A 12,258-nucleotide genomic window follows, 5' to 3' on the forward strand; every position below is an offset into this window, starting at 1 on the left:
CCCCGCCTCAGGCGGGGTTTTTTATTCCGGGCGAAAATAACGCTTGTTATTCTTCTACCACATCGGTATAACTATACAGGTCGGTTTGTTACACAGACCTAAAGCAGTTTAGTAAAGCAGTCCAGATTGTTATCCATAGATACCCTTCGTAGTGACCCTTCCTTCATCGCTTAAAAATCTGTAACACAATCCATCAAGCCGGAAGGCACAATATATTTGTTAATTAAGGTAATTCTATGTCTGCTAAAATGACTGGTCTGGTAAAATGGTTCAACGCTGATAAAGGTTTCGGCTTCATCACTCCTGACGATGGCTCTAAAGACGTGTTCGTACACTTCTCTGCTATCCAGAACGAAGGCTACAAATCTCTGGATGAAGGTCAGAAAGTTTCCTTCACCATCGAAAGCGGCGCTAAAGGCCCAGCAGCTGGTAACGTTGTAAGCCTGTAAGCTTCCAACCCAGTAGCACAAATTTTAAAAACCCGCCTTCTGGCGGGTTTTTTCATTTCTATCGCTGAACCTGCGGGTTAACGCAATTGATTTCCACCTTTCCGCTAAGGGCAGCGATCAGGTTGTCTACCGCGGTTGCAGCCATATTGTAGCGTGTTTCATGGGTTGCTGAGCCGATGTGGGGCAGGGCCACCACGTTGGGCAATGAAAGCAACGGGGAGTCCACCGGCAGCGGTTCCTGTTCAAACACGTCAAGACCGGCAGCGTGGATCTCACCCTGTTGCAGAGCCTCAATCAACGCCTTCTCATCCACCACCGGGCCACGACCCGCGTTGATGAAAATGGCCGTTTTCTTCATTTTTTCAAACGCCTCTTTACCGATAAGATGACGGGTTTCGTCCGTCAGCGGCAGGATCAGACAGACAAAATCGGCTTCCTGCAGCAGTGTATCCAGCTCGCAGTAGCGGGCGTTAAAACGTTCTTCGGCTTCACTGTGATGACGACGCGCGTTATACAGAATCGGCATGTTAAAACCAAAATGTGCGCGCTGCGCCAGGGCCAGGCCAATACGGCCCATGCCAACGATGCCCAGCGTTTTGCCATGAACATCCACCCCAAACCAGTCCGGACCAATGCTTTTTGTCCATTCGCCAGCTTTAACGCGATCGGCCACTTCGACCACACGACGCGCCGTGCTGAGGACCAGCGCCATCAGCGTGTCGGCCACGGTCTCCGTCAGCGCATGTGGCGTATGCATCAACAGGATCTTGCGGGCATTAAGGGCATCCACGTCGAAGTTGTCATAGCCCACGGAAACGGTAGAGGTAGCACGAAGCTTCGGCATTTTCTCCAGCAGGGCGACATCCACTTTTTCGCTTGAACCCAGCAAACCTTCGGCGCTGGCGAACGCATCGGCGTGCTGTGCCACGGTTTCCGGGCTGAGGTTCTTCACCTGGGTAACGGTGAAGTGTTCCTCAAGGCGTTTCTGCAGATCTTCCGGCAGTGCTTTATACAAAATGACGGACAGCTTCATGCTAATCTCCGTTGATTTTTAAGGATTCAGGCGTGGCGTGCGCCGACAGGTAATTGTTGATTATTAGCAGGCTTAACAATCAGAGTAAGCCACACGGAGGCGAAAAGCGCTACCCCCATAAATATGTACGATGCGGACGGGCTGCCGGTTGCTCCGTTCAGGTAACCCACAAACCAGGAGCCGCAGAACGAGCCCAGCGCCCCCATACTGTTAATCAGTGCCATCGCGCCGCCTGCCACGTTACGCGGCAGCATCTCCGGGATGATCGCAAAGAACGGTCCATAAGGGGCGTACATTGCCGCGCCCGCAATCACCAGCAGGGTGTAAGAGACCCAGAAATGGTTCGCGCCGACGGCCCAGGAACCAATGAAGGCAAAGGCAGCGATCAGCAGCAGCGGCCAGACAAACAGCTTACGGTTCTGCATTTTGTCCGATGCCCATGACGCAATGATCATGGCGATTGTTGCTGCGAGGTAAGGCACGGATGACAGCCAGCCCACTTCCACCATGCCAAGGTTTTCACCGGCATTGCGGAGAATCGATGGCAGCCACAGTACGAAACCGTACACGCCAATGCTCCAGGTGAAATACTGGGCGCAGAGCAGAATCACGTTACGTGAGCGGAATGCTTCGCCGTAGTTACGCACTGCTTTCAGGCCTTGCTGTTCTTTATCCAGCTGCGCCTGCAGAGCGGCTTTTTCATCTTCGGAGAGCCATTTCGCCTGCGCAGGTTTATCTTTTACCAGCATCCACCAGCAGAATGCCCAGATAACCGCTGGTACCCCTTCGATAATGAACATTTCACGCCAGCCGAAGGACTGGATCAGGTAGCCAGAAACCACCGACATCCACAGCACGGTGACCGGGTTACCGAGGATCAGGAAAGTATTGGCTCGTGAGCGTTCGGATTTGGTAAACCAGTTGCTGATATAAATCAGCATCGCGGGCATTACCGCTGCCTCAACGACCCCAAGAATAAAGCGAATGGCTGCCAGAGCAGGAATATTATTCACCACGCCGGTCAGTGAGGCGCAGGCACCCCACAGGATCAGGCAAACGAAAATCAATTTGCGGACGCTGCGACGCTCCGCATAGATAGCGCCGGGGATCTGGAAGAAGAAGTAGCCCAGGAAGAAAAGGGCACCCAGCAACGAAGAGATACCTTTGGTGATCCCCAGGTCTTCGGTGATCCCTGCCGCGGACGCGAAACTGAAGTTGGCACGATCAAGGTACGCCAGGCTGTACGTGATAAACACGATTGGCATGATGTACCACCAGCGTTTTACTGCATTGGTCGAACTGTTCATAGGCTTGCCTCTGTTGTTGAGGTTTGTACCGCCGTTGTATGTAGGGTACACGGTGGTTTGTTTTGTTTCCCCCTGACCTACCTGAGGAGAGGGGGAGGGAAACGGAATTTATTCGTTCAGCTGCGCGCGGGTCGGTAATCCTTCACTGTCGCCCTGCACCTGGATTGCCAGCGAGCCAATTTTATTGCCCCGGGCGACGGCCTGCTGCAGCGGTTTGCCTTCCAGCAGGGCACTAATGACTCCCACGGCAAAACCATCGCCAGCGCCGACGGTATCAACCACGTTATCGACCTTCACGGCCGCGACTGCGCCTTGCTCGCCGTTAGCCGTTTTAAACCAGGCGCCATCGGCGCCGGTTTTCAGCACCACCGCTTTTACCCCTTTGTTAAGGTAAAAATCGGCAATCCCTTCAGGGGTGTTTTTACCGGTCAGGATCATGCCTTCTTTCACGCCCGGCAGAACCCAGTCAGCCTGAAACGCCAGACGGTTCAGCTTCTCGATCATTTCCGCTTCGCTTTTCCACAGCACCGGGCGCAGGTTAGGATCGAATGAGATCGTTTTCCCCTGAGCCTTCATGGTGGTTGCGGCATGATCCAGTAATGCATACGAGCTGGCAGAGAGCGCAGCCGCCACGCCGCTCAGATGCAGATGGCGTGCGGAGGCGAAATAGTGGGCGTGGTAATCCTCGACTGAGAGGTGGCTCGCCGCAGACCCTTTACGGAAATACTCTACAATGGGATCGGTTCCATTTTCGACTTTCGATTTAAGCTGGAAACCGGTCGGGAAGCGTCCATCGAGGGTGACGCCGGAAGCATCAATGCCCTCTTTTTTCAGCGAATCGAGAACGAAATGGCCAAAGCTGTCATCACCCACGCGGCTGACCCAGCCGACGTTCAGACCCAGGCGCGCCAGGCCGGTCGCAACGTTCAGCTCAGCCCCCGCCACGCGTTTGATAAAGTGCTCCACCGTACTCAGGTCGCCCGTTTCGGTGGCGACAAACATCGCCATGGCTTCGCCGATAGTGATCACATCCAGCGTCTTGTGCATGGTTTACTCCTCACGCAGCAGGTTTACGTAATGACGGGTGACGGCGGTTAAATCCGCCCCTTCCAGCGGGAACTCGATACCACGCGGGGCATCGGCGGGCAGCTGACAAAGCAGATCCAGCCAGCGCGCATCGGCCCGATCCGGCGCCACGGCGCGGAAATTTTCTTTATGCGGCACGGCGGCTTTAACGTGGATATAGCTCACTGCGGAGGCCAGATGGTGCGCGGCTTCTTCCGGGGAGTCGCCCACCCACAGCCAGTTGCCCATGTCGAACGTCAGCGTGACGGGCAGCGCCATGTCCCGGCAGGCGGCTTTGAAGCGCTGCATCGGCGCAAGCTGGCCGCAGTCGGTCTGGTCGTTTTCCACCACCAGGGCCATACCGCTTTCATCGAGCAGGGCACGCAGGGCGTGAAGCGGCTGGGTGTCGCTGAAATGACCCAGCGAGACCTTGAGCCACAGCGCATTCAGGGTACTGGCTTCGCTGAGATAACGGGGCAGGTCAGGGTTGAGGGTGCCATCGGGCATAAACAGGGCCGCAGGGGCGGAGTAGCATGCCAGCAGGCCCAGCAACTCAATGGATTCACCCAGCGCGGGCAGCGCCAGCAGCTCTTCGCTGTTGAACAACTCGCGGCGGATCTCGACGCCGTCGGCACCCGCGCCCGCAATGACGGGCAGCATTGCCCGTTGACCACCTGCCTGTCGCACCTGTTCCGCGCCATACGCGGCGGTGACCACCATGATTTTTCTGCCCATCGTCGGACTCCATCGCAATACATCAATACTATTACGCTAGATGGAACCGGTTCCAAAGAAAAGGTCAGGATGTTGAATTTATGATCGGTATCACAAGGGAAAATTAACGGGCGGTGGAGCCGCGAACAATCAACTCGCCGGAAAATACCTGCTCGCGAACGGCATCGCTGGTGCCTTCAATACGACGAACCACTTGTTCAACAGCGGCATAGCCAATCTGCCAGGTGGGTTGTTTGAGGGTGGTGATCCCGACGCCAGCCAGTTCTGCCCACTCGAGTTCGTCGAACCCCAGCAGACCGATATCGCTTCCCCAGTGCAGGCCAATGCGCTTAAGCGAGCGGGCGACCTGCAGGGTCAGCGCCCCGTTGGCAGAGATAACGGCTTTACGCATTCCGCGATGGCGGGTGTGGAACTGCCGCAGGGTATTGTCGAGCTGATCGGCTTCATGAAGTGGCGTTTCGGCATTCTCGGCAATCACGCCGGGGTAACGCTCCAGCGTGGCACGAAACGCGCTCAGTCGCTCACGACGGGTGTTGACCATGCCCAGAGGTTCGCTCAGAAACAGGATGGCTTCAAAGCCCTGTTCAATCAGATGCTCAGTGGCGGTTGTCGCCGCCTGAGTGTTATCCAGCCCGACGACATCGCAGGCGAATTCCGGAATTTTGCGGTCGATGAGAACCATCGGCAGGGAGGATTGCTGCAGGCGGTTTAAACCCTCTTCACGCATGCCCACGGCATTTACCACAATCCCTTCGACCTGATAGCTGCGCAGCAGATCCAGGTAATGCAGCTCCTGATCGACTTCGTTGTTGGTGTTACAGACCAGCGGCGTAAAGCCCTTTTCGCGACAGGCGGCTTCAATTCCGCTCAATACGTTGACGGAGTAGGGGTTGGTGATATCGGCGATGATTAGCCCGATAAGACGGGTACGACCCCGTTTGAGCCCGCGCGCCATAAGGCTCGGGCGGTAGTCGAGATCGGCAATGGCCTGTTCAATACGAGCGAGCAATGCATCGGACAACAGGTGTTTCTCGCCGTTGAGGTAGCGTGAAATGCTGGTTTTACCGGTGTTTGCGGCTTTCGCCACGTCGCTGATTGTGGCCCGTGTTGGTTTGCTCATCGCTGAATTCCCTGAAGTGAGTGAGAACACCTTAGCGGGAAAATGAGCGATGGCAAGCGGTTCATGCCGACGTGGCGGCATGACGCCCTTATCCCCCTCTCCCCAGGAAGAGGGGGGCAGCCCTTACTGAATTGGGCTTAAGGTAATCTCAACGCGACGGTTCTGCGCTTTGCCTTCCGCCGTGCTGTTGCTGGCGATAGGGTTTGCAGGGCCCATGCCGCTGGTGCGGATGCGGTTTGCTGCAACGCCCTGCGTGATCAGCGAGCTGGCCACAGAGTCGGCACGCTGCTGAGACAGACGCATATTCAGATCCTGGCTGCCGGTGCTGTCGGTATAACCGATCACATTCACCGCGGTCTTGTTATACTCTTTCAGCACCATTGCCACGCCGGTCAGGGTGTTCGCCCCCGCTGGTTTCAGCGTTGCGCTGCTGCTGTCGAAGGTGACGTTGTTTGGCATATTCAGGATGATGTTATCGCCGCTGCGCGTCACGCTCACGCCGGTGCCTTTCATTTTGTCGCGCAGTTTTGCTTCCTGCACATCCATGTAATAACCCACGCCGCCGCCCAGGGCTGCACCTGCCGCTGCGCCAATTAACGCGCCTTTGCCGCGGTCTTTCTTGGAGGAGGAGAGTGCGCCCACACCGGCCCCTACCAGCGAGCCGAGACCCGCGCCGATACCGGATTTACCAGCTTCGCTTTCACCGGTGTAAGGGTTTGTTGTGCAGCCAGAAACAGCCAGTGCACCGCTCACCAGAGCGGCAATAACGAATACGCGTTTTTTCATCTTATTTCCTTAATCCTTTTTATTCTTTGCCACGACGCGCGTGGCAGTTGATTATGACGTCCAGATACGGAGAAAATTCCGGGTATAACTCTGAAATTTGTGACAAACCATAAACTGCCTCACTAAGAAGGCCGTAAAACCTGCACGCAACCAGGAGCGCACGCTTGAGCACCTCAACAAAAACGATTCTGACCGCCGCCCACTGGGGGCCGATGCTGGTCGAAACCGATGGCGAAAATGTTCTGTCGTCTCGCGGGGCATTGCCAACGCAACATCCCAACTCTTTACAGACCGTCGTTCGCGATCAGGTACACAGCAAAACGCGCGTGCGCTGGCCGATGGTGCGTAAAGGATTTCTGACGTCGCCAGACAAGCCGCAGGGGATTCGTGGTCAGGATGAGTTTGTCCGGGTGAGCTGGGATGACGCGCTGGCGCTGATCCATGCGCAGCACAAACGTATTCGCGACACGTATGGCCCGTCGTCCATTTTTGCCGGATCTTACGGCTGGCGGTCAAACGGCGTGCTGCATAAGGCTTCAACGTTACTTCAGCGCTATATGAGTCTGGCCGGGGGGTATACCGGGCATCTTGGGGATTACTCCACCGGCGCAGCGCAGGCGATCATGCCCTACGTGGTGGGCGGTAACGAAGTGTATCAGCAGCAGACCAGCTGGCCGCTGGTGCTGGAGCACACCGATGTGGTGGTGCTGTGGAGCGCCAACCCGCTCAACACCCTGAAAATCGCGTGGAATGCCAGTGACGAGCAGGGGATCCCGTATTTCGATGCGCTGCGTAAAAGCGGCAAGCGCATCATCTGCATTGACCCGATGCGCTCGGAAACCATGGACTTCTTTGGCGACAGCGCCGAGTGGATTGCCCCGCACATGGGCACCGACGTGGCGATGATGCTGGGCATTGCCCATACGCTGGTGGAGAACGGCTGGCACGATACCGGGTTCCTCGCACGCTGTACCACCGGTTTTGACAACTTCGCCGACTATCTGACGGGCAATACAGACGGTATTGCCAAAACGGCAGAGTGGGCGGCAGAGATTTGTGGGGTTCCTGCGGCCAAACTGCGTGAACTGGCAGCGTTATTCCACCAAAACACCACGATGTTAATGTCTGGGTGGGGGATGCAGCGCCAGCAGTTCGGTGAGCAGAAACACTGGATGCTCGTGACGCTGGCCGCCATGCTCGGGCAAATCGGTACGCCGGGCGGTGGGTTTGGTCTCTCTTATCACTTCGCCAATGGCGGCAACCCAACCCGCAAAGCGGCAGTGCTGGCTTCTCTGCAGGGCTCGGTTCAGGGCGGTGTGGATGCCGTGGATAAAATCCCGGTGGCGCGCATTGTTGAAGCCCTGGAAAACCCGGGCGGGTTTTATCAGCATAACGGTCTGGATCGCCACTTCCCGGATATCCGGTTTGTCTGGTGGGCCGGCGGCGCGAACTTTACTCATCACCAGGACACGAATCGCCTGATCCGCGCCTGGCAGAAGCCAGAACTGGTGGTTATCTCAGAATGCTTCTGGACCGCCTCAGCCAAACATGCCGATATTGTGCTGCCGGCGACCACCTCGTTTGAGCGTAACGACCTCACCATGACCGGTGACTACAGCAATCAGCATATGGTACCGATGAAGCGCGTCGTAGCGCCGCGTGATGAGGCGCGTGATGATTTTGAGGTGTTTGCTGAGCTGAGCGAGTTGTGGGAAACGGGGGGGCGCGAGCGTTTTACCGAGGGCAAAACGGATTTGCAGTGGCTGGAGACGTTCTACCAGATTGCAGGCCAGCGCGGGGCCCCGCAGGGCGTGACGCTGCCGCCATTTGCACAGTTCTGGGAAGCGAACCAGATTATTGAGATGCCGGAGAGCGAACAGAATGCGCAGTTTGTTCGCTTCGCCGATTTCCGCCGCGACCCGGAGAACCATCCGCTGAAAACCGAGAGCGGGAAGATTGTGATCTACAGCGAGCGTATCGCCCAATTTAAGTATGCCGACTGTCCGGCGCATCCAACGTGGCTTGAGCCGGACGAGTGGCACGGTAATGCCCAGCCGGAACAGCTGCAGGTGTTATCGGCCCATCCTGCCCATCGCCTGCACAGCCAGCTTAACTATTCATCACTGCGCGAGCGGTATGCGGTTGCCGGACGGGAGCCCGTGACCCTGAACAGCGCAGATGCACACGCGCGTGGGATCGTTGACGGTGACGTGGTTCGCGTCTGGAATCAGCGTGGCCAGGTGCTGGCAGGGGCGGTAGTGAGCGACGGGATTAAACCTGGCGTTATCTGCATTCACCAGGGGGCATGGCCAGACCTGGAGCCGAGCGAAGGCGGTATTTGTAAAAACGGTGCAGTAAACGTTCTGACCAAAGATCTCCCCAGCTCGAAGCTGGGGAATGGCTGCGCGGGGAACACGGCGCTGGCCTGGGTCGAGAAATATCAGGGACCCGAGCTTACGCTCACGGCGTTTGATCCGCCTGCCAGCTCATGATCCACGTTGGGTGCTGAGTGTCATCCTGCCAGGCGCTGTCTTCAATGCGAAAACCCTGTGCATGATAGAAATTCACCGCCCGGACATTTTTCTGGTAGACCTCCAGGCTTAAATACGGGAAGCGCTGTTGAACATGGTTCAGCAGCGCACGCCCAATCCCCCGACCAATAAAGTCAGTTGAGACAAACAGCGCGCCTACAAACTGGGACTGCATGACGCTGATAAAGCCGCGCGGCATTCCATCCTCTTCCCATACCCAGGTTTCGGCGGCGGGCAGGTAAACATCCCGCACCATACCTTCGTTCTCTTTCCAGTAGCTCGCGCTGATAAACGGGTGCGCCTCCGTGGTGCTTTCAAGCCACAGACTCAGGAGTGGCCCGGCATTATCACTTTCCCATTTGCGGATCATGGTGCCTCCCTGGATAACAGACGCAGCCGGTAACGTGGTCGTTGACCAGGCCACAGGCCTGCATAAAGGCGTAACAGATGGTGGAGCCGACAAATTTAAAGCCGCGTTTTTTCAGCGCTTTAGAGAGCGCATCCGACGCCGGGGTGGAAGCCGGGATTTCCGCGAGCGTGGCGGCCTGGGTAATTTGCGGCGTATTGTTCACAAACGTCCAGACAAATTCTGAGAACGGTTCTCCGTTTTGCTCCATCGCCAGATAAGCGCGCGCGTTACCAATGATGGCCTGGATCTTACCGCGATGGCGGATGATGCCTGCATCCTGGACCAGCCGTTCCACATCGTCCTCGGTCATGGCAGCGACGGCGACCGGATCGAACTGATGGAAGGCATTACGATAGTTTTCCCGTTTCTTAAGCACTGTAATCCATGACAAGCCCGCCTGTTGACCTTCCAGGCAGATCATCTCAAAAAGCTTTTTCCCTTCTGTCTCCGGTACGCCCCATTCCCGATCGTGATAGTCGATATAAAGCTGATCCTGGCTTACCCAACCGCAACGCTGCATCGGTTATCTCCCTTAATGAAACGGTTATCGCAAAATTTTCATTCTGTCAGGCTTGACGTGTCTACTATAAAGACAATAGTTAATACAGGGCCATATGCCCGCAAAACTCTTCCTAAACAATGACAAATATCGCCGAATTCGGCTCTCTCTGGAGTCGCTTTGATGATGATAAAAAAAATCAGTGGTCGCCATGCTGTTTCTGGCCTGGCGGGGATTTCAGCCTGTCTGTTTTTTTGTAATACAGCATTTGCCTGGCAACAGGAATATATCGTTTCAGACGCCCAAAGTAATACGGCGGAACGCTATACATGGGATGCGGATCACCAACCGCGTTATGAGGATATTCTCGCCGAGCGGATTCAGTCCTCACAAAATGCCCCCGGACTTGCGCTGAGTTTACCATCGGGTTCCACGCCGGCAGGGGCCATGAGCGTGGGCTGGAACATTCCGGTGTCAGGGCGTATCACGACCGGTCCGGTGATGGCGTGGCGTTATGACGGCACGGCACCGATGATGATCAACGAATTTGGTGACAGCGCGACGACGCAGGGGCTTACCGACCCACTCTGGCATGCCAGCGTCAGCACGCTCGGCTGGCGCGTGGATACACAGTACGGCGAGCTTCGCCCGTGGGCGCAGATAAGCTATAACCAGCAGTTTGGCGAAAACCAGTGGAAATCCCAGTTTGGGATGCCACAGACGCCGGCACCAACACAAAGCGGCAACTGGATGGATGTAACCGTCGGAACGGATATTCCGTTTAACACGCATATGGCGGCCTATGCGTCGTTAGCACAAGGGGAATACACCACCACGGGTGAGGAGTTTATGTACACCCTGGGCGTGAGCGCTAATTTTTAAGGTTGTTACTTTTTTAAACGTGCCGATAACATCCTGAATACAATAGCCGTGGGGGTTGTAGCGATAGCAGTCACTAACATGCTGTCGCTTCATTCCCCGGCAAGGTCATTCATTCCCGATTTATGGCATTTCATTCCATTCCTCCTGCATTTCATGCCGTTTTACCCCAGGCATATTAAGGTTTTGTTTATCGTTGTCCTCAGCGAATTCCCTTACTTTCTCTTGCAGGACAACTGCCATGAACACATCAACTTACAACCGTACGCGCTGGCTAACGCTTTTTGGCACCATCGTGACCCAGTTTGCGCTGGGGTCGGTCTATACCTGGAGCCTGTTTAACAGTGCACTTTCCGATAAGCTTGGTGCACCGGTCAGCCAGGTGGCGTTCTCCTTCGGCTTGCTGAGCCTCGGGCTGGCGCTTTCATCTTCCGTCGCGGGAAAATTGCAGGAGCGATTCGGCGTGAAGCGGGTGACGATGGCATCCGGTATCTTGTTGGGCGTGGGCTTTTTCCTGACGGCGCATTCCAGCAACCTGATGATGCTGTGGCTGAGCGCCGGGGTGCTGGTGGGACTTGCCGACGGTGCAGGTTATCTGCTGACCCTGTCAAACTGTGTGAAGTGGTTCCCGGAACGTAAAGGTTTAATCTCTGCGTTTGCCATCGGGTCCTATGGCCTGGGGAGCCTCGGTTTTAAATTTATCGATTCCCACCTGCTTGCTTCCGTGGGGCTCGAAAAAACGTTCATGATCTGGGGCGCTATCGTTCTGGTCATGATCCTGTTCGGCGCCACGCTGATGAAAGATGCGCCGCAGCAGGAAGTGAAAACCGTTAACGGTGTGGTGGAGAATGATTTCACCCTTGCGCAGTCTATGCGTCAACCACAGTACTGGATGCTGGCGGTCATGTTCCTGACAGCCTGCATGAGCGGTCTGTATGTGATTGGGGTGGCGAAAGATATTGCTCAGGGAATGGTGAAACTGGATGCGGCAACAGCGGCGAATGCGGTCACCGTCATCTCCATTGCCAACCTCTCTGGCCGTCTGGTGCTCGGGATTCTGTCTGACAAAATTGCCCGTATCCGCGTGATTACTATCGGGCAGGTTGTTTCGCTGGTGGGGATGGCGGCGCTGTTGTTTGCCCCACTGAACGAAGCCACGTTCTTCGCCGCAATTGCCTGTGTGGCCTTTAATTTCGGCGGCACGATTACCGTCTTCCCGTCGCTGGTCAGTGAGTTCTTTGGCCTGAACAATCTGGCGAAAAACTACGGCGTTATCTATCTGGGCTTTGGCATCGGCAGTATCTGCGGCTCGTTAATCGCCTCGCTGTTCGGTGGGTTCTATGTGACCTTCTGCGTGATATTTGCTTTGCTGATAATCTCGCTGGCCTTGTCGACCACCATTCGCCAGCCGCAGCGTGAAGTCTTTAACGAAGCGCATGCCTGAC

General features: G+C 55.9%; 12 protein-coding genes. 4 read left to right on the forward strand and 8 right to left on the reverse strand.

The genetic code is table 11. The annotated features are described in order from the left end of the window. Positions 1–236 precede the first annotated feature (236 nt). Positions 237–449 carry an RNA chaperone/antiterminator CspA gene (gene cspA, locus JTA15_RS18650; protein WP_014168131.1) on the forward strand — a complete coding sequence of 71 codons (213 nt, stop codon included), beginning with the start codon at positions 237–239 and terminating at the stop codon, positions 447–449. 58 nt (positions 450–507) lie between these two features. Here the strand turns inward: cspA and ghrB are convergent, their stop codons facing one another. The 6 genes from ghrB to JTA15_RS18680 form a co-directional block, all read right to left on the reverse strand. Continuing rightward, positions 508–1,482, reverse strand: coding sequence for a glyoxylate/hydroxypyruvate reductase GhrB (gene ghrB, locus JTA15_RS18655; protein ID WP_219372588.1), 975 nt, complete (start codon positions 1,480–1,482; stop codon positions 508–510). 26 nt (positions 1,483–1,508) lie between these two features. Continuing rightward, positions 1,509–2,789 (reverse strand): MFS transporter, encoded by a 1,281-nt coding sequence (locus JTA15_RS18660; RefSeq protein WP_020882640.1) that lies wholly within the window; start codon positions 2,787–2,789, stop codon positions 1,509–1,511. Positions 2,790–2,897: 108 nt separating this feature from the next. Then, a complete protein-coding gene (locus JTA15_RS18665) occupies positions 2,898–3,836 on the reverse strand; it encodes a sugar kinase (protein WP_025206424.1) in 939 nt (312 codons plus the stop codon). 3 nt (positions 3,837–3,839) lie between these two features. Continuing rightward, positions 3,840–4,589, reverse strand: a complete 750-nt coding sequence (locus tag JTA15_RS18670; protein ID WP_025206423.1) for a sugar phosphate isomerase/epimerase — start codon at positions 4,587–4,589, stop codon at positions 3,840–3,842. A 103-nt stretch (positions 4,590–4,692) separates the two neighbouring features. Further along, positions 4,693–5,709 (reverse strand): LacI family DNA-binding transcriptional regulator, encoded by a 1,017-nt coding sequence (locus JTA15_RS18675; RefSeq protein WP_014168136.1) that lies wholly within the window; start codon positions 5,707–5,709, stop codon positions 4,693–4,695. 123 nt (positions 5,710–5,832) lie between these two features. After that, positions 5,833–6,495, reverse strand: a complete 663-nt coding sequence (locus tag JTA15_RS18680) for an OmpA family lipoprotein (RefSeq protein ID WP_014168137.1) — start codon at positions 6,493–6,495, stop codon at positions 5,833–5,835. 212 nt (positions 6,496–6,707) lie between these two features. Here JTA15_RS18680 and JTA15_RS18685 point away from each other — a divergent pair, with 212 nt between their 5' ends. Next, a complete protein-coding gene (locus tag JTA15_RS18685; protein ID WP_255580236.1) occupies positions 6,708–8,987 on the forward strand; it encodes a molybdopterin guanine dinucleotide-containing S/N-oxide reductase in 2,280 nt (759 codons plus the stop codon). Here JTA15_RS18685 and JTA15_RS18690 read toward each other — a convergent pair. Continuing rightward, a complete protein-coding gene (locus JTA15_RS18690) occupies positions 8,956–9,396 on the reverse strand; it encodes an N-acetyltransferase (protein WP_044858831.1) in 441 nt (146 codons plus the stop codon). The genes JTA15_RS18685 and JTA15_RS18690 overlap by 32 nt on opposite strands. Beyond that, positions 9,374–9,955: a DNA-3-methyladenine glycosylase I gene (gene tag, locus JTA15_RS18695; protein WP_219372590.1), complete on the reverse strand. Its 582-nt coding sequence runs from the start codon at positions 9,953–9,955 to the stop codon at positions 9,374–9,376. The genes JTA15_RS18690 and tag overlap by 23 nt, the downstream gene beginning before the upstream one ends. A gap of 162 nt (positions 9,956–10,117) precedes the next feature. On the opposite strand from tag, the gene JTA15_RS18700 reads away from it, so the two are divergent. Together JTA15_RS18700 and JTA15_RS18705 are read left to right on the forward strand one after the other, a co-directional pair. Continuing rightward, positions 10,118–10,816, forward strand: a complete 699-nt coding sequence (locus tag JTA15_RS18700) for an autotransporter domain-containing protein (protein ID WP_020882635.1) — start codon at positions 10,118–10,120, stop codon at positions 10,814–10,816. A gap of 238 nt (positions 10,817–11,054) precedes the next feature. Then, complete coding sequence (locus JTA15_RS18705; protein ID WP_025206420.1) at positions 11,055–12,257, forward strand: MFS transporter; 1,203 nt, start codon at positions 11,055–11,057, stop codon at positions 12,255–12,257. The last annotated feature ends 1 nt before the right edge of the window (position 12,258 follow it).

The organism is Enterobacter sp. BIDMC 29, assembly GCF_019378755.1.
Taxonomy (GTDB): domain Bacteria; phylum Pseudomonadota; class Gammaproteobacteria; order Enterobacterales; family Enterobacteriaceae; genus Enterobacter; species Enterobacter ludwigii.

What these genes read in the sequence shown, in the direction of transcription:
- JTA15_RS18705 (WP_025206420.1), top strand. Translation starts at nt 11,055, where the DNA reads ATGAACACATCAACTTACAACCGTACGCGCTGGCTAACGCTTTTTGGC.
- JTA15_RS18690 (WP_044858831.1), bottom strand. Translation starts at nt 9,396, where the DNA reads ATGATCCGCAAATGGGAAAGTGATAATGCCGGGCCACTCCTGAGTCTG.
- tag (WP_219372590.1), bottom strand. Translation starts at nt 9,955, where the DNA reads ATGCAGCGTTGCGGTTGGGTAAGCCAGGATCAGCTTTATATCGACTAT.
- JTA15_RS18665 (WP_025206424.1), bottom strand. Translation starts at nt 3,836, where the DNA reads ATGCACAAGACGCTGGATGTGATCACTATCGGCGAAGCCATGGCGATG.
- JTA15_RS18700 (WP_020882635.1), top strand. Translation starts at nt 10,118, where the DNA reads ATGATGATAAAAAAAATCAGTGGTCGCCATGCTGTTTCTGGCCTGGCG.
- cspA (WP_014168131.1), top strand. Translation starts at nt 237, where the DNA reads ATGTCTGCTAAAATGACTGGTCTGGTAAAATGGTTCAACGCTGATAAA.
- JTA15_RS18670 (WP_025206423.1), bottom strand. Translation starts at nt 4,589, where the DNA reads ATGGGCAGAAAAATCATGGTGGTCACCGCCGCGTATGGCGCGGAACAG.
- JTA15_RS18685 (WP_255580236.1), top strand. Translation starts at nt 6,708, where the DNA reads ATGCTGGTCGAAACCGATGGCGAAAATGTTCTGTCGTCTCGCGGGGCA.
- JTA15_RS18660 (WP_020882640.1), bottom strand. Translation starts at nt 2,789, where the DNA reads ATGAACAGTTCGACCAATGCAGTAAAACGCTGGTGGTACATCATGCCA.
- JTA15_RS18675 (WP_014168136.1), bottom strand. Translation starts at nt 5,709, where the DNA reads ATGAGCAAACCAACACGGGCCACAATCAGCGACGTGGCGAAAGCCGCA.
- ghrB (WP_219372588.1), bottom strand. Translation starts at nt 1,482, where the DNA reads ATGAAGCTGTCCGTCATTTTGTATAAAGCACTGCCGGAAGATCTGCAG.
- JTA15_RS18680 (WP_014168137.1), bottom strand. Translation starts at nt 6,495, where the DNA reads ATGAAAAAACGCGTATTCGTTATTGCCGCTCTGGTGAGCGGTGCACTG.